General features: G+C 41.4%; 29 protein-coding genes and 1 pseudogene. 9 read left to right on the plus strand and 21 right to left on the minus strand.

The features are described from left to right. The first annotated feature begins 140 nt into the window (after positions 1–140). Positions 141–332, plus strand: a complete 192-nt coding sequence (locus tag V7201_RS11830) for a hypothetical protein (RefSeq protein ID WP_335376942.1) — start codon at positions 141–143, stop codon at positions 330–332. Positions 333–515: 183 nt separating this feature from the next. Here the strand turns inward: V7201_RS11830 and V7201_RS11835 are convergent, their stop codons facing one another. From V7201_RS11835 to V7201_RS11845, 3 genes are all read right to left on the minus strand, one after another. Then, positions 516–1481 (minus strand): PstS family phosphate ABC transporter substrate-binding protein, encoded by a 966-nt coding sequence (locus tag V7201_RS11835; RefSeq protein WP_335376943.1) that lies wholly within the window; start codon positions 1479–1481, stop codon positions 516–518. Positions 1482–1592: 111 nt separating this feature from the next. Next, positions 1593–2480, minus strand: a complete 888-nt coding sequence (locus tag V7201_RS11840; protein ID WP_335376944.1) for a GNAT family N-acetyltransferase — start codon at positions 2478–2480, stop codon at positions 1593–1595. A gap of 219 nt (positions 2481–2699) precedes the next feature. Continuing rightward, positions 2700–3230, minus strand: a complete 531-nt coding sequence (locus V7201_RS11845; protein WP_335376945.1) for a CBO0543 family protein — start codon at positions 3228–3230, stop codon at positions 2700–2702. A 250-nt stretch (positions 3231–3480) separates the two neighbouring features. Here V7201_RS11845 and V7201_RS11850 point away from each other — a divergent pair, with 250 nt between their 5' ends. From V7201_RS11850 to V7201_RS11860, 3 genes and pseudogenes are all read left to right on the plus strand, one after another. Further along, positions 3481–3966, plus strand: coding sequence for a CBO0543 family protein (locus V7201_RS11850; protein ID WP_335376946.1), 486 nt, complete (start codon positions 3481–3483; stop codon positions 3964–3966). A gap of 313 nt (positions 3967–4279) precedes the next feature. After that, positions 4280–4702: pseudogene (locus V7201_RS11855) on the plus strand (peroxiredoxin-like family protein); the annotation flags it as partial. A 130-nt stretch (positions 4703–4832) separates the two neighbouring features. Continuing rightward, positions 4833–5414 carry an MEDS domain-containing protein gene (locus V7201_RS11860; RefSeq protein ID WP_335376947.1) on the plus strand — a complete coding sequence of 194 codons (582 nt, stop codon included), beginning with the start codon at positions 4833–4835 and terminating at the stop codon, positions 5412–5414. A gap of 187 nt (positions 5415–5601) precedes the next feature. Here V7201_RS11860 and V7201_RS11865 read toward each other — a convergent pair whose 3' ends face one another. The 6 genes from V7201_RS11865 to V7201_RS11890 all read right to left on the minus strand — a co-directional run bounded on the left by V7201_RS11865 (position 5602) and on the right by V7201_RS11890 (position 9670). Continuing rightward, positions 5602–6108 (minus strand): DUF1456 family protein, encoded by a 507-nt coding sequence (locus V7201_RS11865; protein WP_335376948.1) that lies wholly within the window; start codon positions 6106–6108, stop codon positions 5602–5604. A gap of 179 nt (positions 6109–6287) precedes the next feature. Next, positions 6288–7073 carry a glucose-1-dehydrogenase gene (locus V7201_RS11870; protein ID WP_335376949.1) on the minus strand — a complete coding sequence of 262 codons (786 nt, stop codon included), beginning with the start codon at positions 7071–7073 and terminating at the stop codon, positions 6288–6290. Between the two features lie 13 nt (positions 7074–7086). After that, positions 7087–7941: a GRP family sugar transporter gene (locus tag V7201_RS11875; protein ID WP_335376950.1), complete on the minus strand. Its 855-nt coding sequence runs from the start codon at positions 7939–7941 to the stop codon at positions 7087–7089. Positions 7942–8116: 175 nt separating this feature from the next. Continuing rightward, positions 8117–8632 carry a cysteine hydrolase family protein gene (locus tag V7201_RS11880; RefSeq protein ID WP_335376951.1) on the minus strand — a complete coding sequence of 172 codons (516 nt, stop codon included), beginning with the start codon at positions 8630–8632 and terminating at the stop codon, positions 8117–8119. Between the two features lie 59 nt (positions 8633–8691). After that, positions 8692–9108, minus strand: a complete 417-nt coding sequence (locus V7201_RS11885; RefSeq protein ID WP_335376952.1) for a DUF4362 domain-containing protein — start codon at positions 9106–9108, stop codon at positions 8692–8694. Between the two features lie 76 nt (positions 9109–9184). Continuing rightward, positions 9185–9670: a hypothetical protein gene (locus V7201_RS11890; RefSeq protein ID WP_335376953.1), complete on the minus strand. Its 486-nt coding sequence runs from the start codon at positions 9668–9670 to the stop codon at positions 9185–9187. 140 nt (positions 9671–9810) lie between these two features. Between V7201_RS11890 and V7201_RS11895 the strand changes: the two genes are divergently transcribed. Continuing rightward, positions 9811–10086: a hydrolase gene (locus tag V7201_RS11895; protein WP_335376954.1), complete on the plus strand. Its 276-nt coding sequence runs from the start codon at positions 9811–9813 to the stop codon at positions 10084–10086. A 66-nt stretch (positions 10087–10152) separates the two neighbouring features. On the opposite strand, the gene V7201_RS11900 is transcribed toward V7201_RS11895, so the two are convergent. The 3 genes from V7201_RS11900 to V7201_RS11910 form a co-directional block, all read right to left on the minus strand. Continuing rightward, positions 10153–10599 carry a GNAT family N-acetyltransferase gene (locus V7201_RS11900; protein WP_335376955.1) on the minus strand — a complete coding sequence of 149 codons (447 nt, stop codon included), beginning with the start codon at positions 10597–10599 and terminating at the stop codon, positions 10153–10155. Between the two features lie 77 nt (positions 10600–10676). Further along, positions 10677–11228, minus strand: a complete 552-nt coding sequence (locus tag V7201_RS11905; protein WP_335376956.1) for a GNAT family N-acetyltransferase — start codon at positions 11226–11228, stop codon at positions 10677–10679. Between the two features lie 172 nt (positions 11229–11400). After that, positions 11401–12840, minus strand: a complete 1440-nt coding sequence (locus V7201_RS11910; RefSeq protein WP_335376957.1) for a glycoside hydrolase family 1 protein — start codon at positions 12838–12840, stop codon at positions 11401–11403. Positions 12841–13025: 185 nt separating this feature from the next. Here V7201_RS11910 and V7201_RS11915 point away from each other — a divergent pair, with 185 nt between their 5' ends. Next, complete coding sequence (locus tag V7201_RS11915) at positions 13026–13748, plus strand: MurR/RpiR family transcriptional regulator (protein WP_335376958.1); 723 nt, start codon at positions 13026–13028, stop codon at positions 13746–13748. A gap of 548 nt (positions 13749–14296) precedes the next feature. Here the strand turns inward: V7201_RS11915 and wrbA are convergent. The 8 genes from wrbA to V7201_RS11955 all read right to left on the minus strand — a co-directional run bounded on the left by wrbA (position 14297) and on the right by V7201_RS11955 (position 20191). Then, entirely contained in the window at positions 14297–14908 is a 612-nt protein-coding gene (wrbA, locus tag V7201_RS11920; protein ID WP_335376959.1) for an NAD(P)H:quinone oxidoreductase, read from the minus strand. 155 nt (positions 14909–15063) lie between these two features. Further along, positions 15064–15666 (minus strand): alpha/beta hydrolase, encoded by a 603-nt coding sequence (locus tag V7201_RS11925; RefSeq protein WP_335376960.1) that lies wholly within the window; start codon positions 15664–15666, stop codon positions 15064–15066. Further along, positions 15666–16610: a ring-cleaving dioxygenase gene (locus V7201_RS11930; RefSeq protein WP_335376961.1), complete on the minus strand. Its 945-nt coding sequence runs from the start codon at positions 16608–16610 to the stop codon at positions 15666–15668. Before V7201_RS11930 ends, V7201_RS11925 begins: the two co-directional genes overlap by 1 nt. A 31-nt stretch (positions 16611–16641) precedes the next feature. Beyond that, the gene (locus tag V7201_RS11935; RefSeq protein WP_335376962.1) at positions 16642–17250 is read right to left on the minus strand and encodes a flavin reductase family protein; all 609 of its coding nucleotides are present in this window, start codon (positions 17248–17250) and stop codon (positions 16642–16644) included. Between the two features lie 4 nt (positions 17251–17254). Beyond that, on the minus strand, positions 17255–18199 hold the full coding sequence (locus V7201_RS11940; protein ID WP_335376963.1) for a ring-cleaving dioxygenase: 945 nt from the start codon (positions 18197–18199) through the stop codon (positions 17255–17257). Positions 18200–18297: 98 nt separating this feature from the next. Then, positions 18298–18696 carry a DoxX family protein gene (locus tag V7201_RS11945; RefSeq protein ID WP_335376964.1) on the minus strand — a complete coding sequence of 133 codons (399 nt, stop codon included), beginning with the start codon at positions 18694–18696 and terminating at the stop codon, positions 18298–18300. A gap of 38 nt (positions 18697–18734) precedes the next feature. Further along, positions 18735–19151 (minus strand): MarR family winged helix-turn-helix transcriptional regulator, encoded by a 417-nt coding sequence (locus V7201_RS11950; protein WP_335376965.1) that lies wholly within the window; start codon positions 19149–19151, stop codon positions 18735–18737. 56 nt (positions 19152–19207) lie between these two features. Then, positions 19208–20191 carry a ring-cleaving dioxygenase gene (locus V7201_RS11955; RefSeq protein ID WP_335377025.1) on the minus strand — a complete coding sequence of 328 codons (984 nt, stop codon included), beginning with the start codon at positions 20189–20191 and terminating at the stop codon, positions 19208–19210. 421 nt (positions 20192–20612) lie between these two features. On the opposite strand from V7201_RS11955, the gene V7201_RS11960 reads away from it, so the two are divergent. Continuing rightward, on the plus strand, positions 20613–20939 hold the full coding sequence (locus V7201_RS11960; protein WP_335376966.1) for a hypothetical protein: 327 nt from the start codon (positions 20613–20615) through the stop codon (positions 20937–20939). A gap of 1 nt (position 20940) precedes the next feature. Further along, entirely contained in the window at positions 20941–21447 is a 507-nt protein-coding gene (locus V7201_RS11965; protein ID WP_335376967.1) for a hypothetical protein, read from the plus strand. 438 nt (positions 21448–21885) lie between these two features. On the opposite strand, the gene V7201_RS11970 is transcribed toward V7201_RS11965, so the two are convergent. After that, positions 21886–22170, minus strand: coding sequence for a GNAT family N-acetyltransferase (locus V7201_RS11970; protein WP_335376968.1), 285 nt, complete (start codon positions 22168–22170; stop codon positions 21886–21888). Between the two features lie 570 nt (positions 22171–22740). Here V7201_RS11970 and V7201_RS11975 point away from each other — a divergent pair. Then, positions 22741–23646: an NERD domain-containing protein gene (locus V7201_RS11975; protein ID WP_335376969.1), complete on the plus strand. Its 906-nt coding sequence runs from the start codon at positions 22741–22743 to the stop codon at positions 23644–23646. The last annotated feature ends 280 nt before the right edge of the window (positions 23647–23926 follow it).

The following is a 23926-nucleotide window of genomic DNA, read 5'->3' on the forward strand; positions in this document are numbered from 1 at the left end:
ACCATTCAACCGTAAAATACCAACCCGAGTGGTCGTTATAACATCTCTCATGACCATTCAACCGACACAAATCAACTCGAATGGTTTTAACAAATTTCTATATGTCCTAATGATTCACTAACCCAAAGGAGGATGAAATCGTGAGTGCTAAAAGCAGTCTTTCCCAAGAAGAAAACCTGAAATTAAAAGAGTTAAAGCGACAACTGATCAACACACAGAATGAAACAGAGCGGCATTCCACACTTAAAGAAATTGAACAGCTGCTGAATAAAGCAAAGCGGCGCTTTAAATTCATTTCTGCATTAGATGAAAAACAGAGCCCTCCTTTATAACCCTGGCCACTGCCCTGACCAGAACTGCCCCCCAACATGCCATTTTAAATTGAGGCCTCACTCGATCTCGCAACCCCGGAGCCATCCAGCCCCCACCTGGATGGCTCCATTTTTATCCCACCTACCAAAAAAAGAAGGCCAAATCCATCACTGGACATTGGCCTTCTTTTCGCATTCATGAAATTACTTCAATTCTTCCAATTCTTTCACAACTGAATCGATATCTTCGTCAGCTAATGGAGCAAATCCTGTTTCCTTTGCAACATCCTGTGCATTTTTCATTGTGTAGATTGCATAGTCTAATACTTGCGCTTTTTCTTTCGCGTTGTTCACGTTCAAGTATGTGAATACAGGACGTGTGAATGGAGCGTAGTCGCCATCTTCTTTGATTGTGTCAAGTGAAGGTTCAACCGGGCCTTTGCCAAAATCAACATTTACAGCAGACAGCTTATCTTTGTTATTTGCATAGTAGCCATATCCGAAGAAACCGATGGCATTCTTGTCTTTTGATACCAGGTCAACAAGTGTTGAGTAGTCTTGCTGCAAGTTAATTCCTTCTACAAGCGGCTTTTCTTCTAGAATGTTTTCAAACATGAATTCATACGTACCGTGGTTTTCATTTGGACCGTAAGCCTTGATTTCTTCATTTGGGAAATCAGGGCGTACATCTGACCATTTTTTCTTTCCAGACTCAGCAAGGAAGATATCGATGACTTCTTCCTTCGTCAGGTCCTTCGCCCAATCGTTATCTTTATTAATGACAATCGTGATGCCATCCAATGCAACTTTCATTTCTTTTACTTCGATTCCAAGCTCTTCCGCTTTAGCCTTTTCTTCATCTTTGATCTGGCGGGAAGCATCATTGTAGTCTGTGCCATCTTTCTCAAGGAACTTTTTGAAACCAGCAGAAGTACCGGCACGGCTTACTTCAACAGAGACATTCTCTTGTTCATTTGTCATATAGTTTTCAGCCATTTTAGCCATGAAAGGATATACTGTCCCTGAACCGTCAATTGCGATCGCGCCCTCTAGCTGACTGTCGTTTCCGTTCGTCGTTTCTGCGCTTTTTTCACCATCAGAACAAGCAGCTCCAAAAACCATAACTGAGGCAAGCATTGTGAACATACCTAATTTTTTAAGTCTCTTCATTTCCTTAATCCCCCTAATGTTATAACGTTCCTACTAGTACAAGATTACTAGACTGTTATTAACGGGGTTTTAAGGAATTGTAAATAATGTGAAAATAAATATTAATAATTATTAAGGTTTTTCAGCACTCATATCCTTCACCATCCACACCTGCTCCTCCCATTCCTTAAACCCGCACTCTTGTAAAACTTCAAGCAGTTGCGTCTTGTCGTCAGGTGTATTGACCGTCGTCCGCTGGAAAGCACGGTCCAATGGGAAAAATGAATGCTTCAGCAAAGTTTTGATTATATCCGCCGAATCGGAACTGTTTTCAGCGGCTTCCAGCTGCAGCAGGCCAATACTAGCAATCTCCCCTTCTTTGTACATCTTTTTATAGAGAGAGTACCCGGCTATTTGATTATGTTCATCCCGCAAGATGATCGCACTCGCATCATGCAGGTTCTGATTTTGCCACGGTGATTGATGCTGGTAAAAAGGAATACCTGTTAATTCTTGCGGCGATACATGTTCAATTTGATATTTTAAATTCGGAGTATCAAAAACCTGAGCAGTAAATACCTCATTAAATTGCAAAAACTTTAAACGCTTCTTCACGTCATATCCTATTTTTTTATAGAGCTCGATAGCACCTTCATTTCTCGAGATCGCCTCAAGGGTTGCTACTTCCACCTTGTTTTCGCTGTAAATATCCATTACCGCATTCATGAGTTTTTTCCCTGCACCCTTGCCGCGCAGTTCCTTCGCCACTCCGGTTCCGCCATTCCAGGCCACCAGCTTGCCATTAATATTTTTGATTCCGCTCAATACAATTCCAGCTGGCCGTCCCTCATAATATGCTATAACAGAATACTCTGGAGAAAGTTCATCCAGCCCAAAGCGCTTCGAAAACGCATGGATATCCTTCGTCTGATCGTAAAAATAACCTTCAAACCCGCGATTATACGCTTCAACTCCATCTTTTAATGGACAATTACTCAATTTTTTAATTTCAATTTTCATGCGTTTTCCCCACCTTTTAATAGTTTTCGCCTTCTCTTTTTAAAAATGGCTCTGTTAGCGTTGATACACTTCGTAAAGATAATCAATAGCCTTATTTAACCTAGTCTTAAAAATAAACCGACTGTATGGTTTATTATATTTTCACTTTTAATAAAATTTCAATAAATTAGAAAATAATTCATTCGACAAAAAAGCAGCTGCCTTCTTAGACAACTGCTTCTATCTAAATACGCTTGAAGGAATATCAAACTGATTCCACAAAAAGACGATAAAAATAGCCGAAAGGAGCCAGGCGTAAATCGGTTTCTCAAAATGGACTTTAAGGATGAAAAACATCACCGCGTTAAAGAGAGCTGACCACCATAAGCTCCAGCCATTAAAATAGTCAATAAGTCCAAAATGCAGATCAATCATTTCATTTACAAGATATAAAATCAGCCACCCGAAGTAATACAAAACTTTGCTCAATAATTTGCCTTGCGGGAAATGGGACAGATAGACAAGGACAGTGGCAGGATATTTAATCGCGATGATTGATAACGATATATGCGTATTCGTCAGTCCCAAGTCCTTATCCGCAGCAGGAGGTGCATACCTCCACATTGGATATTCATCCGACAATAAATATAAGTAAAGAAAATCCCCCAGAATGAAAAATAGGATGGTTGGATAGTATCTCTTCCAATTCTTCCAATCTCCCCATATGAATAAAATGGCTAACCAGCTCATTCCATATAATGAATTAATCATAACCGCCTGACACAACCCTTGTTTTACAAATAAAGGAATCTCCATGTTATTATAGCCAAAAATTGATTAAACTATTTTTCATTGGGATACATGCCTTACATCCGAATAATATCCAATGTTGAAGGAAAAATACTTACATAGTCATTTTTAGCAAAAGCTTCCGCTAGAAGATCAGGCTTTTCAAATAAGTTTAAAACAACTGCAGGAATACCCCAAAATGTCCTTAGCCAAAAAAGGGGGTCAACAGATTTTGGGAAGAAACCATGAGAAGAATATATTATGGGCACTGTTTATCTTCGGTATCTTTTCCTTTTTTCAGCTAGTGAAAAAGCCTCCTATGAAAGATTGGCTGATGATCTTTTTGCTTAAAGGATACATTGCATCCATATTAGATAATTTATTAGTGAAAAAAGGCTATTTGAAATACCCTGTTTCCTTATTTAAAACGTTCGATATCAGCGTGTTATTCAGTTATATTCTGTTTCCTGTAACCTGTATATATTTTAACCAGGTCACAAAAAACAACGGACTGATTGCGATTTTTTTTAAGTCTATACTCTTCAGTCTTCCATCCGCCATTACGGAACACTGGATTGAAAAGAAAACCGATTTAATAAAGTACAAAAAAAGTTGGACTTCGATCCATAGCTTTACCTCTATCGCCTCTACATTTTTAGCAGTAAGGTTCTTGATGGAAGGAATCAGGAAATGGACACAAAAGGAAGAAATGAACTGATCTCTATAAAACAGCCAAAATCGATTTTGGCTGTTTTTTTATTAGACCAGCGTTGGACAGAACTCTCATGAAGAATAAAAACATCGTGAAAGCACTTCCCCATTACAATTGTGATCGTATTTCCCGCTTGATTTTGGGAATTGAGCCAGTACTGGGTTATGATTATTTTATATATGGTATAAATCGAAGGAGGCAACATATGAATTACGCACTTGAAACACCAGACCAGAAAATCATCACACTGGATGAGGCGGTAAATGGCCAGCACACAATGGTCGTATTTGTCCGCCACCTTGGCTGACCAGTCTGCCGAGCCTATCTTGCGCAGTTGCACGAGCGAATCAATGAAGTAGAAGCTAAAGGATATCAGGTCATTGCGATTGCCCCATCTAAGGGAACCTTTATTCAGCAATTCCTTGACCAATTCGGGCCTTTCCCATTTCCGATTCTCGGTGACCCAACTCGAGAAGCATATAAAGGCATGGGCCATAAAACAATGCCCAAATGGAAGCTTCTTGCCAAAGCAGGCTTCGGTTTCATCACCGGCCAAGTCAAAAACTTCATCCCGAAAAATGAAAAACAGAAAGAATTCGTCATGAAGTCCATGAAAACACAGGACGTCTACATCCAGGGAGGAACCTGGCTCTTCTCACCACAAGGAAAAATCCTCTGGAAGCATATAGACGAATCCCCCGAAGACCATGCAGAAATCGAAGACGTGTTAAAACAAATATAGGAACACGGGGACGGTTCTCACCTTCCTGAAACATGAGAACCGTCCCCGTGTTTTAGCAAATGAAAATAACGCCCAATTTCTCCCTGTTTCCCTGTATAATTATAGGATACAAAAAAGAAGGGGTGATCACTTGAGAAGCAAAATGAACCAGTTGTTTGATGACCAAAGGTGTGTTCATGTCCTGTATTCCTATAATGGAATGAAGAGTTACATTGAACAGGCAGTGAGTTTTATACAAGATGGCATTGAGGCGGGAGATTACGTTATTTTCATAGAAAATGAGCGTATCTATCCCATTATAAATAAAGAACTGCGCTCACGGTTAACGGCAGACCAAATGAGATTTGTTCACTATGTAAACAACTTCGATTTCTATTATTCAAGTGGCAGTTATCACCCTCCTGCAATCACGGAATACTTTCATAAAATGGTCCAGCCATACGTTGAAAATAAAATTCCTTTCCGGTCATGGGCACATGTCGAGTGGAGCAGTATGGAAGATCCGTTGCATTTAATAGAGGATTTTGAAAAAATTGTAGACGAAGCTGTAAATTTATTATCATTCCCATTAATCTGTGCGTACAAAGGCGAGAAAATGCCAGACTACCTGATCAAAATTTTAATGGAAACACATCCTTATATTCTAATCGAAGATGATATCATCGAATCCGAACAGTATCAGCAATTGGCGGATAATAAACAAAATGCTTAGGAGATTTCCTAAGCGTTTTTTCATCTTCATTCACTTTTTTGGGGAGTTATCATTCGGATTCCAACATTCCTAACGACAAAAGAGTCCAGAGAAATCCCCTAGTTTTCAACTTCAAAAAGACATGTGAGAATCTCCGTACTCAGCAAAAAAAGGAACACAAGAACCGTCCCCATGTTCCCAATTCCATCTATCCCCGATACTTGACAGCAAGTCCTTTAAGGAAGTTCCGGGCAAATTTATCGCCGCATTCCTTGTAATTCTTGTGCCCAGGTTTACGCAGCAAAGCGCCTAATTCACCTTTTGTTACAGAGATTCCGGCCATCTTAAAAATATCAAGCATGTCCTCGCTTGTCATTGAAAGTGCAATTTTCAGCTTCTTAAGAAGCATGTTATTCACATGTTCATTCGTCAGCGCTGGAATTTCCGGCTGGCCAGGCTTTGGATCCTGCTTTCCTCTTTTAAACGTAATGAAGCCATTTAAAAACGATTCTAACGTTTTATTATTGCATTTTATGTAATCGTCATTTTCTTCTACATCAATCGCGCCATAGACTTCTTCTTCTGGTTTTTTGAGCATCTTTAGCACTTCGTCTTTTGTTACGTTGACGCCTCCTAGCTTGAAGATCTCAACCATGTCTACATTCTTTATATCTTGTGCATATCGCAATCGAATCAATATATCATTGTTCTCCATTTATAAGCCTCCCTAACAATGCCGCATTCTTTATCCTTTTAAAAGCATCGCCATCGTTTTTCCATAAAAACTCGTGCTCAATGATCCTTCATTGAGCACAAGTATTATCCCACACGTACCGCGGCATTCCAAGCAATAATTCCATTGCCAGGGATTTCTTTTTCAAAACAAGGTAAACCTCAGCCCTTCCCTGCCTGGAACCCCGGATACTGTGTCATTCCGCCATCCGCGAAAAGGGTAAGGCCAGTGACGTAACTGGCTTCGCTGGAAGCTAGCCATACAGCACAAGCGGCAATTTCTTCTGGCTTTCCGATATACCCCATTGGAATCAGCTCGATAACGCCTTTCGTCAGCTCAGGATCATCAAATTTTTCCACGTTAATTGGTGTATCGATGGCACCTGGCGCGATACAGTTCACCCGGATTCCGTGTGGTGCGAATTCAAGCGCGAGTGTTTCTGTCATCAGCTTGACTCCGCCTTTGCTCGCTGCATAATGGACAAAGTGCGGCCACGGAATTTTCTGATGAACGGATGACATGTTAATGATAGATCCTTTGATTTTATTTTTGAGCATGTAGTCAAGCGCTTCCCGGCAGCCTAAAAATTGCCCTGTCAAATTCGTTGAAATGACCTTGTTCCAATCCTCCAAGGTAAGATCTTCCGATGGGACCTCGTTTTCAATGCCGGCATTGTTGATCATGATATCCAATGAACCGAATGTCTTAACGGCATGGGAAATCATCCTTTTCACATCGTCTTCCTTCGTGACATCCCCCTGGATCGCGCTCGCGCTTCCGCCTGCTTTTTCAATTGTATCGATAATAGCCTGTACTTCCTGTTCCTCTTTATAATAATTAATCACTACCTTAGACTTTTCAGCCCCGAATCTCTCAGCCATCGCTTTCCCGAGACCCGTTGCACCGCCAGTAATAACAACAACTTTCCCTTCAAGACTTGGATACATTTAGATCGCTCCCTTATCTTTTTGTAACACCCAGTAGTACTCCGCCTGCAATAATGAGCAAGCAGCCAAGCAGAACCATCCATACCTGTCTTTTACTCTTCCGTTCATTTAAAAAGAAGAGCCCGCCGATGGTTGAAATGACAATACCCGTTTGCGATAGTGAAAAGCTCGTCGCTACCCCGATTTTAGGCAATGCAAGCAGAAGACCTAGATTCCCTGTGCTCCACATTAGGCCTGTTATGATATTTCTCACTGCATACTTGTTGTATGGCTTTTCTCGAATTGTCAGCAGAACCGCGCCTGTAAGCATCCCAATCGCCTGGGGAAGAATTGCGGCCCAGCCATCAATATTGAACCAGCGAATCAGCACCACATAGCCGACAAAGCCTGCGGTCGAAAGCAGCAAGACGAGAAAGCCTTTTTTCAAGCTCTTCGATTTGTCTTTCCCCTTTTCCTGGTTCAGTGAGGTGAGCACCGCACCAGCAATAATCAGCGCCAATGCTGCAATGCCGATGATGACGCTCATTCTTGTTTCCCATTCCTTAAAAATAAAAACGCCGAAAAAAGTGGTTCCAATCAGCTGCAGGCCGGTCGACATCGGGGCGGTTTTAGCAACGCCCAAGTAACGGACAGCTCCAAACTGATTTTTCTGTCCAAGCGACCAGAACAAGCCTGAAATGAAACCGACAATCCAGATAAGAGATGACAAATCCGGCCTTTTATAAATGAATACTGCGATGGCAAATAGCAAGGCACCAATAGTCGTACCAAGCGTCTGGCTGTCTTCGTCCCCGCCAAGCTTATTGCTGACAAACACAATGCTGCCCCAAGAAACAGCTGCAAGCAGGGCTAAAAGAATTCCCGTCATAATTGAGTACCCCAATCTCATTTTTTTCGAAACTTAGAATGCTGTTTTATTTAGCTTGCGGTAACGGGAAAAATCTTATTCCTCAAGCAGCACTATATGTATTCAAAAAAAGACCGAAGATTAAGGGGCTGCCCCAAATCTTCGGTCTTTTTCATTTCCTATATAAATTAAACCATTACGCTTTAAAACGAATAGCATCGCTGGGCTGGACATCACCAAACCAGCGGAGAGTATGGTTGTGATGATTAATAATTTTCTGAGCAGTCAATTCTGCTGAATCAAAGGTACTGTGAGCATCTGAAACCACGGTTACCTTATACCCCTGACTAAACGCTCTTCGACACGTTGTATCAACACATAATTCCGTTTGAATCCCTGTAATATACAAATCTTCAATCCCACGACTTTTAAGTTCTTCATCTAAGGAAGTGTTGAAAAATGAATCAGGCGTTGTTTTTTGGATAATCACATCTTCTTCCTGTGGCGAAAGATCGGAATGGATTTTCCACCCCATTGTTCCATATTCCAAAGACCCTCCCTGAGCTTCATTGTGCTGCACATAAAAAATCGGTCTATGCGCAGCGCGCGCCCTGGTAATTAATTTTTTTATATTCAGAAGCAAGTTTTCCCCGTTGAATACCCCTTCTTCAAACATTCCATTTTGAACGTCAATGATTAAAAGTGCTTCCATTTCCTTAACCTCCCCCAGAAAAAATCAACTCTGCCAATAATTAGAAAACAACGATTCCCTTAAAAACCCTCTGCTAAAAAGTATGGTACCTCATAACCTTCGCAGCCTGTCATAGAGTATTTCTTCCCTTCAACGATTATTTTCTCACATGTTAATGTTCTGATATCCCCAACGCCGTACTCATCTCTCGTATTATCTCTGGTAACGTCGAGCTGCTTACCGTTGAATGTCAGATCAGTAAGGATTGGGTCGCCTTCCTTTGTATAAGCAACCACACGAATAGTGTCCTTTTGTCCTGTTTCAGTGTTTTTAATAAATTCTTTTAACCTCGTTTCATTTTCAATAACACCAGAATTCCTACTTACAATATCCGTTTTAGCTGGCGTGAAGTTTTTTGAAGTAGTGTTCGAATTGGTACAGCCCAAAATAAACAAAAACATTGTGCAGACGGTTAGTAAACTTAAATACCTTGCCATAAATAAGCTTCCCCCTTGATTAATTTGACTTTCGTTCTGCAAAATGCGTAAGCCCTTCCTTGAATCAGGCCACCATTCATTGAAAAGAGGCTGGTTTACTGAAGGTACTTTTTACAGACAACACAGCTGCGATCACTACGAGTAAATGAGTCATTAGAAAGGTATAAACATTAAAATAAATACTATTCGTGTATTGATTAAACCAGCCAAAGCGATAAATCCTCGAGTCAGGATTAGCTGGAGTTCCTCCCAAAGCAATGACTAGCTCATTTGCGTAATTTACGATGGCTGTTATCAAAAATACACAAAACATAAGCGAAAGCAGTAAAATCCATGCGTTAATTTTTCGATTGTTAACATGGTTTGATTTTTCTTTTACCAGCTTAAAAGTTAAGATGTAACTCGCTATGAAAACAGGTGAAAAAAGCATGATGATTAAGAAGCCGAGATTACCATTACCTGAAGTCACATCAGGTTTAATCGTAAAGATATTTTCTATTAGGAAAAAGCCTAAGAATGACAATAAAAAGCTGATCATCCCAAAGATCGATTTCTTTTTCAAAGTAAGTCCCCTCTCTATCCATCGTCATTTCGCTATAAAAATGTACTCTTGCACCAAACTCTTTGTCCAATCTTATTAATAGCTCCTTACATATGTTAATAATGCAAAACAATCTATTAAATATGAAAGGGGTAATTGCTATGTGTAATAACTGTTCATTTCACGATGACCATTCTAGTCGTACTAGTCCAAGCCGCAGCAGCCGATGCAATAAATGTGTGTGTGATCAACTAAGAAGGTTGCGTCGCGGCACAGAAGTAGACGTATTTTTATCTGGTGGTACAGTCTTAGAAGATGTCATTTTCCTGCGCTTTAACAACAATACTTGCTGCGCTTCTTTTAGAGATGAAGAAGAAGAACCAGGTACTACTATTTTCGTAGACTGTCGTGATGTCCAAGCTCTTAGAATCGAGTAAAAAATGATTAAGGGGCTTCTTCGTTTAATTGGAGGCCCCGATCCTTTATCTCAACAAAAATGGAGATTAATGTCTAATCTTTATTAAATGAGTATTTTCCACAACTTTGAATCCCAAACGAATATAATAATTAAATACTCTCTTGTTAGATGGAGTAGTTTCTAATTGAATCGCAACGAACTCTTCACTTTCCTCTAACCATTTAATAAAATAGCTGCCTATCCCTTCGTTTCGAACCTTCTCTTTAATGTATAGCTCATCAACTATTAAGATATTCCCCCCATACTCATTGCTCCAAAGGTAGACAAATATGGAGTACCCTATAATTGCATTATTTTTTTCTAAAATGACAATTCTAATTTTTTCAGGATTTTTCTTATACTCATTTATTGTTGCTGCCACTTTTGAGATGTTCATTGGCTGACCTTCAGTTTCTTCACTATAAAGTGAGTTCACCATTCCACAGAATTCCATATAATCTTTGTCTTCATAATCTCTTATCTCAATATCCATAAATGAGCACCCTTATGGGAATATATTTTTTCTTTTCTAAACTAGACCCCGGAGCTTTGCACCCAATTTTTGAGTCTCTATTTCTCTCCCAAACAATCGCTCACTTTAATTCTCCAAATCATATGGTCAAACCCTTCGCCCCAATGGTCCTTTAATAAGTAATCAGGTTGTCCAAATTTTTTGATCCAAATTTTTTGAGCATTCCTATACCCGCTATCCAAAAAAAATTCCTCCAGACCATTTTCCTGCAAGGTAAGGTAGATTGAATGCAATAGTAAATTCCCTACCCCATTCTGTTGGTAGTCAGGATGGACAAACACTGTCCCTACCTCGAACATCTCTTCAGATGCATCGTCAATATAATCCTTAATAAGGTCGCTTGCTGGTCCATACTCAATCGAACCAATAATCTTATCACCATCCAGCGCTAGTAAAAAATATCTTAAATCGCCATTGCTTTCAAAATCGGTTTTTATATATTTTTCCTTAATTTTAATTTCCGCATTAATATCGTCCAACCTATCGCCGATCCCTTCTTTCATGAACGTATCAGTGATCACGATGGAAAAAAATTGATTTAACTGCTTTATGTCATCCATTTTTGGTCTTCTTATCTCTAGCTCAGGCACTACGAGCCCTCCCACCCCAGTTCAATTCATCCGCACTGTAATGTAACTTCAACATAAAGAGCGTCAATCCTTCCTGGATTAAAGCATTAATAAACTCAGCTTGATTCCAACGGGAATTCCTTTTTATTAAAAGAAAGACCCTCAATACGCAAATGTACTGAGGGTCCTGCACTTATAGTTTTTCTCCGTTTGTTTCAATAACCTCTTTATACCAGAAGAAGGACTTCTTCCGTTTGCGTTCCAGTGTCCCGCTGCCGTCGTCATGCTTGTCTACATAAATAAAGCCATAACGTTTCGAGAACTCACCCGTTGACATACTTACCATGTCGATGCAGCCCCAGCTCGTATAGCCCATCAATTCCACACCATCTTCAATCGCTTCACCCAACGCTTTAATATGATCGCGAAGGTAATCAATCCGGTAGTCATCGTTGATTGAGCCGTCTTCTTCCACATGGTCACGCGCGCCCAATCCATTTTCAACAACGAACAGAGGAATCTGGTAACGGTCGTACAAATGATTCAAGCTAATCCGCAGGCCTGTCGGGTCGATTTCCCATCCCCAATCGCTCGCCTTCAGGAACGGATTCTTCACTCCGCCTATCAGGTTGCCTTCTGAGCTGCCAAAACCGGACTTGTCTTTCATCTCAGCCCTGGACATATAGTAACTGAGTCCAATGTAATCCACGGTACCTTCTTTGATTAAATCCAAGTCCCCGTCCTGAATGTCCAACTCGATGTTATGCTCTTTGAAATACCGCTTGATAAAAGCAGGGTACTCCCCCCGCACCTGCACATCGGCACAGAAATAATTGAAGAAACGTTCCTCCTGAAGGGCATACATGACATTTTCCGGATTGGAATCATAGGAATACGCAGGCGCATATAAAATCATGCAGCCGATTTTCGCATCCGGAATGATCTCATGGCATGCTTTTACGGCAATACTGCTCGCAACAAACTGGTGATGGTACGCCTGAAAGGTAGGCTGGTATTTATCCTCTTCCTTTTGGATGGCGAATCCAAGTCCCATGATCGGCATGATCAAGCCGCTGTTAATTTCATTGAAGGTCATCCAGTACTTCACTTTATTTTTATAACGGTTGAAGATTGCGTTGACATATCTTTCAAAGAAAGTAACCACTTCGCGATTTCTCCATCCGCCATATTCTTTTACAAGAGTGACAGGCATCTCATAATGGGAAATTGTCACAACCGGCTCAATTCCATGCTTGTGCAGCTCATCGAACACCCGGTCATAAAACGCGAGCCCTTCCTCATTCGCTTCAAGTTCATTCCCGTTTGGAAAAATCCGTGTCCAGGCGATCGACATGCGGAACACCTTAAAACCCATTTCGGCAAAAAGAGCAATGTCTTCCTTGTAGCGATGATAGAAATCAATGCCTTCATGATTTGGATAGTAGCCATACTTCTCCCGGTCGATTTCAAAATTGAAACCCGGTGTCTGCAGGATCTCCAGTCTTTCTTTTCCGCCGGGAAGGACATCAGCAATGTTCAAGCCCTTGTTCCCTTCGTAAAAGCCACCCTCCATCTGGTTGGCCGCCGTAGCACCGCCCCACATAAAACCTTCAGGAAATTGATATGTCTTCATCTGAATACCTCCCGATCTTTTATAAAAAATCATAACTGCATCAAACGAAGCCGTAAATAACCTCAGGACAATTCGTTTCGTTTGACAGAAGGAGTCATTCGTTTCATAGATGTCACACCTTGTGTCTTAGCGAAACAATTATGATAAAATGAGGATATCGTTTTATAAAAGGAGAATACGCCCATATGTTCTCAAATGATATGATTGCCTCATTTAATGAATTAGAAACTTCCTTATATCATTACATCATCCAAAACAGCGATAAAGTCGCTTATATGCGCATCCGCGAACTGGCAGATGAAACCCATGTATCAACAGCATCGATTCTGCGATTCTGCAAAAAACTCAATTGTGAAGGCTTTACCGAATTTAAAGTGAAGCTGAAAATGGATCTCGAAGAAAATAAAAAAACCGTCATTAAAAGCTCCCAGCAATCCGTCGTCGAATTTTTTGAACGAACATTGAAAGGCGATCTTGAGGAAAAAATCAGTCAGGCTGCCCATCTGGTGCACCAGGCAGACAATGTGATTTTCATTGGCATCGGAAGCTCCGGGATTCTCGCCGAATATGGCGCACGGTACTTCTCAAGCCTTAGCACCTTTTCAATGTACATCAAGGACCCCCACTTTCCGATTCACGCCAAATTGCGGAATAACAGCGTCACGCTTGCATTATCTGTATCAGGAGAAAATCCCTTTACCGTCACCCATCTCAACCAGCTGAAACAAGAAGGAAGCAAAATCATCAGCATCACAAACAATAAATTCTCCACCATCGCAAAAATATCTGATTTAAACATTCCCTACTATGTAACCGAGGAATTTTACGAACAAGCGAATATCACGACACAGGTGCCCGTCGTCTATATTTTAGAAGCAATGGCCCGTGAGATTTATAAGCTAAAATAAAAATAGACCATCGATCTTTAAGTGATCTTTGGTCTATTTTTTATTTAAAAAAAACGGTTTTCAGCTGAAATTTCGTATTCAATCGAGCTGCAAAACGATAAAACGAGCACACCTAAAGCATAAAAAGGCATATTATTTGGAGTTGGAGAAGGGTTATTACTAGTAAGTCACGCTTTATTACCAGTAAGTTATATTTTATTACTAGTAAGTTATGCTTTATTACCAGTAGATGAAGTTTTATCACCAGTAAGAGATTTTTCACCTGTTGGATCATTAAAATTTCATTATTCTAGCGATTTATGGTGATCCCCACCATTTGTCATCTCATTATAAAAGCCCAACATGCAGCTGGAGGGGCTTTTTTCACCAGTTAGAACTTTTTTCAATGGCCGGAGATTTTTTATCAACGGTTAGATCCTTTTTATCAACGGTTGGATCTTTTTTATCAACGGTTGGGACCTTTTTTTCACCGGTTGGAACTGTTTTTTCACCAGTTGGCTAATGATATAGCCGATTCGGGAGTCATAATCCCACCTTAAAAATCCAATCTACTGATTCCCCTTCTTAACCCATTCCGCAACAGTAACCGTACGCTTCGCCTGATATTTTACAGCCGCCTGGACATCTTCTACCATTTTTCCGTCCTGGTCCACGGTTACGCTTGTTCCATACGGGTTTCCGCCGGCTGCAAAAGTCACCTGGTCTGTATAGCCCGGTGCTGCGACAATCGCGCCCCAGTGATACATGCTTGTGTAGAGTGACAAAATCGTAGCCTCTTGTCCGCCATGCGGGTTCTGCGCGGAAGACATCGCACTCACGACTTTGTTCACTAATTTCCCTTTAGCCCAAAGTCCGCCAGTCGTATCAAGGAATTGCTTCATTTGTGACGGCATGTTCCCAAAACGTGTCGGCACACTGAAAATAATCGCATCCGCCCATTCAAGGTCATCTGGTGTAACCTCGGGAACATCCTTCGTTGCCTCAACCGTCGCTTTCCAGGCCGGATTTCCTTCAATAGCCGATTCTGGAGCCAGTTCCTTCACCTTGAAAACCTTCACTTCCGCTCCAGCTTCCTCAGCGCCTTCCTTCGCCCATTTTGACAGTTGAAAGTTCGTTCCGCCCATGCTGTAAAAAATCACTGCTAGATTAACGTTTGCCATTTTATTCGTCTCCTTTATCAATGAAATTCTTCCTAATCTATCTTTTCATTGTCACATAGTCTATATACCTGATTGAGAAGTTTTTAAGCATTTTGGGCAAAAAAAATAGCCTTATCTTTTAAAAAGATAAGACTATTGTTTCACACTATTCGCAGTTACAAGCCCCTGTACCACTGAGCAGCAGCTTCAACCTCCTGCAGCGTTAATTGATGCCCTCTATTCTCCCAATGCAGTTCCACTTTCGCATTCGCTTTTTCCAACAAAGATTGTAGTTCTTCTGATTCGGATGGAGGGCAGATTGGATCATTCGTGCCGGCAGCAATGAATACTGGCGTCCCTTTAAGATCCGGAAGCTCGATTCCTCTTCTCGGCACCATCGGATGATGAAGAATCGCGCCTTTTAAAGCATTTTGGTAGTGAAACAGCAAACTCGCTGCAATATTAGCACCATTAGAATACCCAACAGCAATCACATTGTTACGGTCAAACCCATACTTCACCGCTGCTTCATCTAAAAACTCATTTAGTTCCTTCGTCCGGAAAATCAGGTCTTCGATATCAAATACACCTTCAGCAAGCCTGCGGAAAAAGCGGGGCATGCCATTCTCCAGTACATTCCCTCTTACACTTAACACAGAAGCCTCTTCATCAATCATTCCCGCGATCGGCAGCAGGTCTAATTCGTTCCCGCCCGTACCATGCAGCAGCAACATCGTCGGCTTATTGTCATTTGTCCCCTTATTAAAAACGTGCTTCACTATTCAATCTCCTCCATTTCCCGCACCGCTACAGGCGCTAAGATTGCTTCTAATTCTTCTCTTTTTGGTTCAAACCAGGAAGGCAGCATAATCCTTTCTCCCAGTCTATCCAAAGGTTCATCGACTGTAAAACCAGGAGAGTCCGTTGCTAATTCGACCAGGATTCCTCCACCTTCATGAAAATAAATCGATTTAAAATAATTCCTGTTTTTGACCTCAGTTGGGTAATAACCTTTTTCCTGAAGCAACGTTCTCCACTTTAAAAGCTCAGCTTCATCTCTTGCTCTCCAGGCAACATGATGAACCGTTCCTGCGCCCATCAGCCCGCGTACAGATGGAGTAAGCTTGATATCAATAATATTACCAAGCTCTGCATCAGATTTGAACCGAAGGAAACCCTCCTCCTGCCCAACGCATTCAAGTCCCAAAATACGCTCAAGCACCTCTGCCGTTTTATGAGGTTGCGCCGAAATGAGGGTAGCACCGCTAAAGCCCTTAATAGCCACCTCGGGCAGTACTTCGCCAAAACTCCAGTTATTGACGGGACCTTCCACGCGTTCAACCAGCTCGATTTCCAGACCATCCGGATCCTGCAGCTTCAAATACTGTTCTCCAAACCGCACATCCGCAGAAAACTCTACTCCAAATTTCTTGAGCCTGTTCTTCCAAAATTCCAGAGAACCCTCCGGAATCACATAACCCGTAACCCCTACCTGCCCTATGCCAATCCGGCCTTTCAGCTGTTTTGGCCAAGGAAAAAAGGTAATCACCGTTCCCGGCTGACCTGATTCATTCCCAAAGTAAAGATGATACACTTCCGGACGGTCAAAGTTGATTGTTTTTTTCACCAATCTCAATCCAAGTATCCCTGCATAAAAATCAATCGTCCTTTGTGCGTCGTTTACCATAGCGGTGATGTGATGGATTCCCGCTGTCTTTAGCATGCTCCCCCTCCTTTCAACTGCTGGTAAAAAATCATTTCGGTCTTTCAATCGTAAAAATCTCGCCAATCTTTGCGTAGTCCTGTCCAGCAAGCCTGCTAACAGCTGCCAGTCCTGCAGGGTCGATTCTTCCATTTTCATAAATGGCTTCGTCTATATGGAATTGGACCACTTTCCCAATGAGGAAATCGCAGCCAGGAGACTCCGAGCCGCCCAGTTCCAGAGCGTGCTCCAATCTGCATTCCATCCTGATCTTCGCTTCCTTCACGCCAGGCACAGAAATTTTCAAACTAGCTGTGGGAGTTAACTGCGCCATTTCAATCTCACTCTGGTCTGGCGGGAGGCTAGCGGCAGTGGCGTTCACTTTTTCAACATTATCTTCATCGACTATATGGACAACGAATTCCTTTGCAGCCAGGATGTTTCTGGCTGTATCCTTCTGTCTTCCTTCTGCCCGCTGAATCGATAAAGAGATCATCGGCGGATTGGAGGAGACAATGTTAAAATAGCTGAACGGCGCCCCATTCAATACACCATCCTGAGAGAGGGACGTCACGAATGCAATCGGACACGGGATAATGCCGCCGATCAGCAGTTTATAATTATCCCTTTCAGTGTTTGTGACCGGATCGATTGAAATCACTGACTCATCCCTCCTCCAATTCCCTCACAGTAATTGGCAGCAAAATATTTTCAATCGTCTCTCTGTGAGTTTCATATTGTTTCGGAAGCTTCAGCTCTTCCCCCATCGTTTCAGGGGACTCATCATGCGCGAAGCCTGGAGGGTCAGTGGCAATCTCAAACAGGATTTCTCCATGCTCCCTGAAGTAAATCGCGTTAAAATAATTCCGATCCTGGACAGGAGTAACACCGTACCCATTCGCCGCCACATACTTCTGCCATTCCAATTGGTCCTCATCATCCTTTGCCCGCCAGGCAATATGGTGGACCGTGCCGACACCCATCTGCCCGCGGCCAATAGGGGTCAATTTTAAATCAATGATATTTCCGATGTCCGCAGCAGAACGATAGCGGGCAAAATCTCCCTCTTCGCCTGATTTTTCAAGCCCCATCACCTTTTCCAGCAGCTCAGCCGTTTGTTCAGGGCGGGCTGACAACAGTGTCGCTCCCCCAAACCCTTTGATGGCAACCTCAGGTGTTACTCCCCCGAACGTCCACATATTATTTTCGCCTTCTGCCCGCTCGACAATTTCAAGATGAAGACCATGCGGGTCATCAAATTCAAGATACTGCTCACCGAAGCGTTCCATTTTTGTAAAAGCAACCTTGAACTTCTGCAATCTTTCTTCCCAAAATTCCATTGCCCCCGGCGGGACGACGTATGATGTCACCCCAACCTGGCCATCACCGATTTTCCCATTATATGCATCTGGCCATGGAAAAAAGGTAATAATCGTGCCCGGTTTGCCGCCATCATTTCCGAAATAAAGATGGTAAGTGCCAGGATCATCAAAATTCACCGTTTGCTTCACTAAGCGCAAGCCTAAAACACCTGCGTAAAAATCAACATTTTCCTGCGGATGGCCAACAATAGCCGTAATATGATGAATTCCCATCGTTCTTTTGCTCATTGGGGACACTCCTTATATTAGACGTTATCATACGATACACATTAATACTTTTACCAAAACCCAATCATTCACTGCATTTATTTTAAACAAACGTTTGATTAAAATAAAAACGCATCAAGACTATAGAGACCAGGTCCAATTAACGCAATTCCGATTGCTGTTGCAAGCAATGTTAAGTTGTACTCATATCCATTTGATGTTGACCATAAACCATTAGCACCATGGACCTTGACGATTGCCATCACCATCGTGGCAGCAATCATCACACCTGCAAGTGGAGTCAATAATCCTAAAGCAAACAATAATCCTCCAATCAATTCAGCCAAACCTGCAAATAACGCCATCGTTACTCCTGGCTTCATGCCAATGGATTCAAACCATCCGCCCGTGCCTTTCAAGCCATAGCCGCCAAACCAGCCAAATAACTTTTGCGCTCCGTGCCCCACAAATAATAATCCAATCACCAAACGTATAATCAATAAACCAATATTCAACATCTTCATTTCCTCCTAATATTTATCTTGAATTCGAGATATTAAACTGAAATTTTTTTCAAAAGCTCTACAAAAAGCTGCTTTTCATCCTCACTCAATAAACCAAACATAGAATCAACCATTTCATGATGCTCAGGCATGATTTCATCCATCAATGCCGTTCCCTCCGGAGTCATTACAACATGGATCACCCGGCGGTCATTCGCACAAGGACTTCGCCTCAACAGTCCTCGCTGCTCCAGCTTATCAATCACGTATGTCATCGAACTGCTGGATATCAAGATACTGCTGCCAATTTGCTGGATTGTCTGCTGTCCTCTGTGATACAAAACCTCTAAAACCGAGAATTCCGTTAAATTCAATTTGCTTGAACTGATTCTGTCTCTTATTTTTTCCTGGATTGCTTTTGACGTGTGCATCAAGAGCAAGAACGGCTGGTTCGTACATTTCCTTTCCACGATTGAACACCTTCTTTTTAAAAAGGGCAGCTTATCGTGCTGCCCTTTTTGAATGATTACAAATACTCTTTTTCGAGTTTGAGCGTGCTGCGAACTGTATCAATCGGGCGGACAAAACTCTCAATTTGCTCACGTTTTGATTCAAGGAATGGCGGCAATGACAATTTCTCACCAAGCGTGTCGTACGGCTCATCTCCCATGAATCCTGGGCCATCTGTCGCCCATTCAAATAAGATTCCAGGTGCAACGCGTGCATATAACGATTCAAAGAAGAACCGGTCAACATAACCAGATACCCCGAAACCAGCACCTTTCATATGGTCGATCCATTCATATAGCACCGCCGTGTCCTCCACTCGGAAAGCCGTATGGTGGACGGTACCAAATCCCTGGCGTCCAGCCGGCAGAACGGTATTATGCTCGACAATAACTTGCGCGCCATTTCCACCCTCACCCATTTCAAACAGGTGGAGCGAACCTTCATTGGCAATCTCTCGCATGTACATGACTTTTTCTAACACTTCTTTAAAATAATCAAAGCGGGAGATACGGATGTGGATTGGTCCAAGACCGGTAATCGCAAACTCCAATGGAACCGGGCCATCTTGCCATGGTGTGCCAGAAGCAATCCCTTCATTGAACTCATCCGAAACCAGCATGTATTGCTGGTCATCAAAATCAGCGAAAGAAATCGTCTTCTTGCCAAACAAATCTTGGATTCCAGAGTGCTTTACATTGTACTTATCAAATCGCTTCACCCAATATTCAAGCGCCGCATCCGTCGGCACGCGGAATGAAGTCTTATAAATTTCATCCGTCCCATGAGCTCCTTTTGGAATTCCCGGAAAATCAAAGAAAGTCATATCCGTACCCGCAGACCCTTTATCATCCGCGAAAAATAAATGATACGTGCGAATATCATCCTGGTTCACCGTTTTCTTCACCAAACGCATCCCAAGCACAAAAGTGAAAAACTCATAGTTCTTCTCCGCACTGCTCGTAATCGCCGTCACGTGATGGATCCCTTTTAAATGGTTCATCATTATCTCTCCTTTTATTTTATCTCGAAATCGAGATATATATTTAAAAAAATATCTACACTTACTATATCCTGCACTTACTTGTTAAAACCAGTTAATCCAAATACCGTATTCAGGTCTTACGCGTTAAAACAACTTAATTCAAATTTTAATATCTTGAATTCGAGATAATAATATCATGAATTTTTTAGTGTGTCAACACTTCTACGGAAAATATCTCGAAATCGAGATTTATTTTAAAAAACCCTTTTCTAAAGTATAAATCTGTATCCTCTACACTGATAACTAACAAAAACTTATTATAGGCATCAACTTGCTACTGCTTTCTGCACCCCTTTTACCTGTTGAACATATAGTAAAAAAAATCCATTGTTGGGCTGCTGTCACGGATTTAGGTTTACTTAATTGAGAGGTGGACAAAATGAATGAATTTAACTACCGTCATTTTCCTGGACTTTATTGGACAAAAAATACCCTTGTAGGAAAAATAAGAGTCACTACCGAACCAACTCCATTAAGAGTAGGAAGCGAAAACCTGCCAAGAAGGAGGCAATTATGGGTGGTTAATGATTCATCTACTTATATTTATCATTCCTCGGACCCTAATTTTTCATTTGAAAAAGGAAATTATGTCTTTAATACTCCTGCGGAAATTATTGTTTACGACCTGGACCCCAATGAAGACCTGACCATTTATGCCAAGACGAAAGAATATCCCGTAAATATACGAGTTTTCGAGGTGGTTTGACATGGCACTAACAAGTATTCCATTCAGCAATATGCCTTACTGGCTAGGTTTTGTCTTTGCGGGGCAAGCATTCACTCTTTCCCATCGAACCAGTATCCCCCCTGGACAGAGCCTCAATATTCAAATAACGACAGGAAAGGATACGATTACGCATATCACGGATCGGAGAATTGTAAGCCAGTCTGAGCAATTAGGAATCAAGCTGCTGAAAAATCCCGCCTTCACACACGGAAACAGAAAACTTTCCACCATCAACCTCGATGACCGATCGAAGTTTCAGGCAGCTACCTCATTTTATAAAAATCCATCAAACATTCACGGCGGAACAGTGATGGAAGAAACAATGATCCCCAGGTACGCCTTCACGCAAGGCGGCACTCCTATTGAATCGACTTCCTACGAAAGAATCCTTCAATTTGACAGCAACTATATTTTAATCATTAAAAATGAAGGATTTTACCCAACAAATGTCGCACTTAACATGGCTTTTTATGAATCTGGGAATTAACGTGAAAAGAGCCTATTCATAGCAGATAGGCTCTTTGTTCTCTATTTTTAATCGCCAATCCATGGAGGATAGGCAGGTTGTATTCTCCACATTCAATCGCCAATTCATCCAGGAGAGGCACTTGGTCTTTGCAGCTTGTATTCTTTATATCTAATCGCCTACATCTTAGTAGCCGCTTAAACATTCTAAAAATGAACACAAAAAAAACGCTGATCAGCTCTAGTCGCGTAATCAGCGTTCTTCGTTCTTATCATCAGACACTTTCTCAAATAACTCGGAAAGGTAACCCTTCAGCTCAAAGCCTTCTTCATTCATAAATTCCGTAATCTGTTTCATTTTGTTTGTCCTCCGTTTACTAGATTGTTAGTTCTATTATTCCCAATCTACTAACCTTTTAATCCTCCCAATTTATAGAAAAACCTTCGGGCGGCCCGAAGGTTATTTTTCTGCGAGAACCTCTTTGTATTCTGTTTTCTTATCAAATTCTTTTTTAGCATAGGAGCATAAAGGAACAATCTTCAATCCTTCCTTCTTTGCTTTTTCAACCACATGGCGCACAAGTTCCTCCGCAAGTCCTTGTCCGCGCTGGGCTGGATCTATTCCTGTATGATCAATGACAATCACGTTTTCTCCATCCCGGCTAAACGTAACCTCACCAACCTCTAATCCTTGCGCATCCTTCGCTACAAAACGACCATCTTCTTCTGCAAATTGAAAAGACATACAGCACCTCCGAAATGAATTCATATTCATTATAATTCCCTTTGAAAAAATAATATAACCTGGAGAAAGAATTAATTAAAATTCACCTTTTAAAAATTTATATCCTGAGAAAGAATTAATTAAAATTCACTTTTTTAAAAAATATATCCTGAGGAGAGAATTTGAAAAAAATATAATGTGAGGAAAAAAATGAGGACTTTAGAGAAAGTTTTAGACAGAACAAAAGCTGATCAGCATATCAGGATCAGCCTTCTTGTTTATCTTCATTATTTGAAATTTTTTCAAATAGCTGTGAAAGGTAACCATTCAGCTCAAAACCATCTTCATTCATAAATTCGATAATATGATCCATTTTAACTGACCTCCTTGTTTTGTTGTTGTTGGTTATAGTATTCCCAGCCTATCAATCTTTTAATCAACCAATTTATGGTTTCATAGAATTAGACGCAGGCGAGTTCAAAATGTTACAGATTTCTTTAAATTTTTTGACAAAAAAGATTCACACACGCTTTTCACTATTTATGATTCAATGAAAATGTACTTGATTTTGATAGAATAGGAAGGTGAAGTATGTTCATTAAACCTCGTTTTAAAAGTAAAGAACTAAAAATCCTGACTGCACTGAACACTCGAATGGACTTGCCCGAAAAGGAAAAACAGCAATATTGGAGCCTGCAAAAGGGGTTTGAAGGCGAGCTGCAATTCGACCACCGTATTGCCTCACTCGACACGGAAAACCTTGTTTTAACCGATTTGCTGTTAGAAGTGAGCGGCTCCGTATTCCAGATCGATTCCCTCGTTATTTTTCAGGACTCCATTTACCTTTTTGAAATTAAAAACTACGAAGGGGACTATTACTACGATGGTGAAAAACTGCGGACCTTTAACGGCAAAGAGGTCAAAGACCCCCTCCTCCAGCTGAAACGAAGCGAATCCCTGCTGCGGCAGCTGCTGACCACCCTCGGCTATACATTCTCATTGAAAGGCTACGTCATCTATATCCATCCTGAATTCGCATTGTTCCAAGCCCCCAAAGACGAACCCATCATTCTCCCCACCCAAATGAACCGATTCATGAAAAAACTCAATAACATCAAATCCAAGATTTCAGTGCGAAACACCAAGCTGGCAGAGAAGATATTGTCCTTGCATCTACCTGAGTCACCTATGGAGAGGATTCATGAGTATGAGTATGGGATGTTGAAGAAGGGCGTGTTTTGTTCGAGCTGCGGGGCCGTGATGGCAGCTCACAAAAGGGCGAAATTAATCTGCCCCCCTTGCGGTAAATCAGAACTTATCGAAACCGCTATTCTTCGAAATGTGGAAGAATTTAGACTCCTCTTCCCAAAAAGAAAAATTACCACTGCTTCCATTCATGAATGGTGTGGTTTTACAATATCCCAGAGAATAGTCCGACGCTATTTATTGAAAAACTTCAAATCCCAAGGTTCTAAACTTTGGACTTACTATGAGTAAGTAATGAATTCAAATTTAAAAACCATTCAAGGTGTATTTCTTCCCTTGAATGGTTTTTTTACATTTTTATAGTCTAATACTTGCTCATTTCTTGTTTAATTTGTTATTTAAACCTTTATGATGACCAGCCACCTTGCTTTTCTTGTTTGAACGGTCATTAGAACACCTATTACGACCATTCACAACGGAAGTCTTCGCTTGAATGGTCGTTAGAACACCTATTATGACCATTCACCAAGGAAGTCTTCGCTTGAACGGTCATTAGAACACCTATTATGAC

The organism is Bacillus sp. JJ1122 (genome assembly GCF_036964885.1).
GTDB lineage: Bacteria > Bacillota > Bacilli > Bacillales > Cytobacillaceae > Mesobacillus.

Bases quoted from the DNA above. Each gene is read 5' to 3' on its own strand.
- V7201_RS11870 (WP_335376949.1), bottom strand. From the start codon at position 7,073: ATGTATCCAAGTCTTGAAGGGAAAGTTGTTGTTATTACTGGCGGTGCA.
- V7201_RS11975 (WP_335376969.1), top strand. From the start codon at position 22,741: ATGTTCATTAAACCTCGTTTTAAAAGTAAAGAACTAAAAATCCTGACT.
- wrbA (WP_335376959.1), bottom strand. From the start codon at position 14,908: ATGGCAAACGTTAATCTAGCAGTGATTTTTTACAGCATGGGCGGAACG.
- V7201_RS11910 (WP_335376957.1), bottom strand. From the start codon at position 12,840: ATGAAGACATATCAATTTCCTGAAGGTTTTATGTGGGGCGGTGCTACG.
- V7201_RS11835 (WP_335376943.1), bottom strand. From the start codon at position 1,481: ATGAAGAGACTTAAAAAATTAGGTATGTTCACAATGCTTGCCTCAGTT.
- V7201_RS11875 (WP_335376950.1), bottom strand. From the start codon at position 7,941: ATGACGGGAATTCTTTTAGCCCTGCTTGCAGCTGTTTCTTGGGGCAGC.
- V7201_RS11970 (WP_335376968.1), bottom strand. From the start codon at position 22,170: ATGTCTTTTCAATTTGCAGAAGAAGATGGTCGTTTTGTAGCGAAGGAT.
- V7201_RS11895 (WP_335376954.1), top strand. From the start codon at position 9,811: ATGTGTAATAACTGTTCATTTCACGATGACCATTCTAGTCGTACTAGT.
- V7201_RS11960 (WP_335376966.1), top strand. From the start codon at position 20,613: ATGAATGAATTTAACTACCGTCATTTTCCTGGACTTTATTGGACAAAA.
- V7201_RS11865 (WP_335376948.1), bottom strand. From the start codon at position 6,108: ATGGAGAACAATGATATATTGATTCGATTGCGATATGCACAAGATATA.
- V7201_RS11955 (WP_335377025.1), bottom strand. From the start codon at position 20,191: ATGAACCATTTAAAAGGGATCCATCACGTGACGGCGATTACGAGCAGT.
- V7201_RS11940 (WP_335376963.1), bottom strand. From the start codon at position 18,199: ATGAGCAAAAGAACGATGGGAATTCATCATATTACGGCTATTGTTGGC.
- V7201_RS11945 (WP_335376964.1), bottom strand. From the start codon at position 18,696: ATGTTGAATATTGGTTTATTGATTATACGTTTGGTGATTGGATTATTA.
- V7201_RS11930 (WP_335376961.1), bottom strand. From the start codon at position 16,610: ATGCTAAAGACAGCGGGAATCCATCACATCACCGCTATGGTAAACGAC.
- V7201_RS11885 (WP_335376952.1), bottom strand. From the start codon at position 9,108: ATGGCAAGGTATTTAAGTTTACTAACCGTCTGCACAATGTTTTTGTTT.
- V7201_RS11915 (WP_335376958.1), top strand. From the start codon at position 13,026: ATGTTCTCAAATGATATGATTGCCTCATTTAATGAATTAGAAACTTCC.
- V7201_RS11965 (WP_335376967.1), top strand. From the start codon at position 20,941: ATGGCACTAACAAGTATTCCATTCAGCAATATGCCTTACTGGCTAGGT.
- V7201_RS11880 (WP_335376951.1), bottom strand. From the start codon at position 8,632: ATGGAAGCACTTTTAATCATTGACGTTCAAAATGGAATGTTTGAAGAA.
- V7201_RS11845 (WP_335376945.1), bottom strand. From the start codon at position 3,230: ATGATTAATTCATTATATGGAATGAGCTGGTTAGCCATTTTATTCATA.
- V7201_RS11840 (WP_335376944.1), bottom strand. From the start codon at position 2,480: ATGAAAATTGAAATTAAAAAATTGAGTAATTGTCCATTAAAAGATGGA.
- V7201_RS11900 (WP_335376955.1), bottom strand. From the start codon at position 10,599: ATGGATATTGAGATAAGAGATTATGAAGACAAAGATTATATGGAATTC.